Origin of the sequence: Dictyoglomus sp. NZ13-RE01, from assembly GCA_002878375.1 — a bacterium.
Lineage (GTDB): Bacteria > Dictyoglomota > Dictyoglomia > Dictyoglomales > Dictyoglomaceae > NZ13-RE01.
Window position 1 is genome coordinate 1 of sequence record NIRF01000030.1, and the last position, 3,505, is coordinate 3,505.

Sequence of the window (3,505 nt, forward strand, 5' to 3'; positions counted from 1 at the left end):
GGGACGTTTTCCACTTTGAGAGAAGCAAGGAATTATCTATATGGGGACGTTTTGGGGACGTTTTTTTAGCAAAAAGGGGTATTTTTTTTCAAAATTTATATTTAAGAAAAATATAGGGGAAATTATAAAAAAAACGTCCCCTAATGTCCCAGTGAGAAGTGGAGAAACAAGAAAAAATCAAGCTTCCAAACACTTTTGAGAAGAGAAGGAAAACGTCCCCAGCAAGGAAATTCCTTGTTTTTTTTGAGTTTTTAAATGGATAAATATAACTTTTTTATAACTTTTGAGGATGGAATTATAAAAACTTCTATTTTCAAAATTTAGCGTTTAAAAGGCTTTTTAAGGAGGGGGGTTATGTTTATATCCTTGTTGGGGCAAAACTCTTTTCTAAAGGCTTTTAAATGCAAAATAGAGGGGTTTTTATGAGGGTTAATTCAGGAAATCCAGCAGGAGAGGGTAAAGTGCCAAGTTGTGGCACTCAACAACTTAACATAAGAACGATTATCGGAAGTTGAAAGAGAACAAGGAAAAATCTTGCTTCTAATTGGGGTATGGGGTTTTAAAAAGTTATTTGTGAGGGCTTTTTATAGCTCTTGGCTCATGCAAAAAATTAAAAAACTTCTGGGTATAAAAACTAACTTGTAAAATTTTACGTTAATATTAACGCACTTGTAAAACTTAGTAGTTTGCTTACTTCTCTTAGTTAGCTTTGTTAATAATTAACGTTAATAAAGTTAAATCCTTGTTTTAGCTCTCTTTAATTTTTTTTGAAAATTTGAGAAAAAAAGAGAAAAAACGAGGTTTTAAAAGAAAAATTAAGGATATGGCGAAAAAACATCTCTAATCAGAATTGACGTTTTTATTAGTAAAAAATAAGTTAAAAAGCAGAGAGGTGTCAGGGGAAAAAAATAAGGAGGTGCTTAAAATGAAAAAAAATAGAGAGCTGAATATAGATATGTGGGATCTATTTGAGGAAGAGTTTTATCTTCCTAAAGAAGTAGCAGAAAAGCTAAGAGTTTCTCTTAGAACAGTTCAAAGATGGTTGGAAGAAGAAAAAATAAAAGGAATAAAGGTAGGTGGTGTATGGCGAATTCCAGAAAGTTCACTAAAGGAATTCCTGAGACAACAATAAAAAAACCCTCTTGTGCTGGTGGGGCGAGCACAAGAGGGGACAATCTCAAACGAAAAATTATGTGAAAGGGGGATTTCCGAATTGGCTGTCTACGTTAATTCTACATCTATAAGGAACTACATTCAAGAGCTTAGCCAAAAAATTTTCAGAAAAAACATAATTATATTTCCTCTGGTAGGTTATTCTGGATACAATTCCAGAAGAGACTATGACGTAGCTAAAAGACCACTAAAAGAAGGTTGGAACCTAAAAACATATGAAGGAATGACTGAGGAAGAAATAGAGAAACACATTTCCAATTCTGGCTGGCTTGGACTAAGAATACCAGAAGGCTATATAGTAGTGGATATTGACGACTATAAACAGGGATTATTCCTTTATAAGCTAATAGAAAATGAAGGATTAAACGCACACATAATTAAAACTCCAAGAGGCTTTCAATTCTTCTTCAGAGATACTGGAAGAGTAAACACACAAAGCGCAAAAATGCTAACTAAAGGATTATTTATAGTTGATTACAGATTAGCTGAGAAAGGATATATCGTCTTACCAACAGAAAATACAGAAAATAGATATTGGATAGAAGCTTCTAATGATGACTTATCTCCACTTCCTTTCTGGCTGGAACCACTAAGAAAAGCTAAACCAGAAGAAAATATAGAATTACCAATTCCAAATGGAACAAGGAATGACACACTATTTAGGCATGTTTCAAGACTTAGGGACTATATAAAAGATGAGGAAGAAATAAGAAGAATAATGTTTTTCATTAATGAGAACCTAACCGAGGAAGAACTTCCACTGAAAGAACTGGAGAAAATAATTGAGAAAAGAGCAGGATATAACTATGAAGTAGGAAAAGTTGAAATAGCAATCCAAGAGGAAGAAGAAAAATATACTGACTTCTGGGACGCACAAAATTTTGTTGAAATGTATAAACAAAAAGTAAGATACTGTCCAGCTTGGAATTCTTGGCTTGTATTCAGAGAAGGGAAATGGATAAAGGACGAAAAAATGGAAGTGGAAAGAATGGCTAAAGAACTTATACGCTCTTATTACAAAATAGCTTCAGAAATTACAGACGATAAAAAAAGAAAAGCTTTAATAAAACACGCTTTAAAATGTGAAACTACAAGAGCAATAAATTCAATATTAGAACTTGCTAAACCTGAATTAACAGTCACTCCACAAGATTTTGACACTGACAATTACATTCTAAACGTAAAAAATGGGATCCTGATATTAGACACTAAAGAGCTAATGGAACATGACCCAGAAATCCTTCTTACTAAAATGGCAAATGTAGAGTATGATCCAGAAGCTACATGTCCAAGATGGCTTGAGTTTTTAGACACTATCTTTAATGGAAACAAGGAGCTAATAGAATTCATTCAAAAAGCTGTTGGATATACACTTTCTGGAGATACTGGAGAAGATTGCTTCTTTATTCTCTATGGAACAGGACAAAATGGAAAAACCACTTTCTTAAACACAATCCAAGAAATCCTTGGAGACTATTGCGTCCAAGCAAGAGCTGAGACTTTCTTATTCAAAGAACATGATTATATCCCTAACGATATAGCAAGATTAAACAATACACGAATGGTAATAGCTACAGAACTTCCAGAAGGAAGAAGATTTAATGAGAACTTAATTAAAAGCTTGACTGGAAGAGATAAAATAACGGCAAGGTTTTTAAGACAGGAATTCTTTGAATTTAAACCTACCTTTAAGCTTTGGATAGCTACTAACCATAAACCACTTGTTTATGAAAATACACACGCATTCTGGAGAAGAGTTAAACTTATACCTTTTGAAGTCCAAATACCAGAAGAAAAAAGAATACCACACTATGAAGAAAAACTTCTGGAAGAAAGAAGTGGTATTCTGAACTGGGCTTTAGAAGGCTACCTGAAATGGAGAAAAGAAAAGTTAGGAACTACACAAAAGATTATAGAAGCTACACAAACCTATAAACAGGAAATGGATATTATCGGAGATTTTATAGCTGAATGCTGTGAAGAAGGAGAACAACATAAAGCAACCACACAAGAATTATATGAAGCTTATAGGAAATGGGCTTTAGCTAACTCAGAAGAACCAATAACAAATAGAGCTTTTGGAAGAAGATTAGAAGAAAGAGGATATAAAAGCGTTAAAATAAACCACAAAAGAGGATGGCAAGGACTAACTTTAAAACCTGAGTTTAAGGGAAGTTAGGTTTTACCTTGGCGGGGACGTTTTCCACTTTGAGAGAAGCAAGGAATTATCTATATGGGGACGTTTTGGGGACGTTTTTTTAGCAAAAAGGGGTATTTTTTTTCAAAATTTATATTTAAGAAAAATATAGGGGAAATTATAAAAAAAACGTCC

General features: G+C 33.3%; 2 protein-coding genes. Both read left to right on the plus strand.

What is annotated here, in order from left to right:
* Positions 1 to 955 precede the first annotated feature (955 nt).
* Positions 956 to 1,132, plus strand: coding sequence for a DNA-binding protein (locus tag CBR30_09800; GenBank protein ID PMQ00702.1), 177 nt, complete (start codon positions 956 to 958; stop codon positions 1,130 to 1,132).
* 12 nt (positions 1,133 to 1,144) lie between these two features.
* Positions 1,145 to 3,352, plus strand: coding sequence for a hypothetical protein (locus tag CBR30_09805; GenBank protein PMQ00701.1), 2,208 nt, complete (start codon positions 1,145 to 1,147; stop codon positions 3,350 to 3,352).
* Positions 3,353 to 3,505: the final 153 nt, after the last annotated feature.

Coding starts and splice junctions, on each gene's coding strand:
- CBR30_09800 (PMQ00702.1), top strand. CDS start 956: ATGTGGGATCTATTTGAGGAAGAGTTTTATCTTCCTAAAGAAGTAGCA.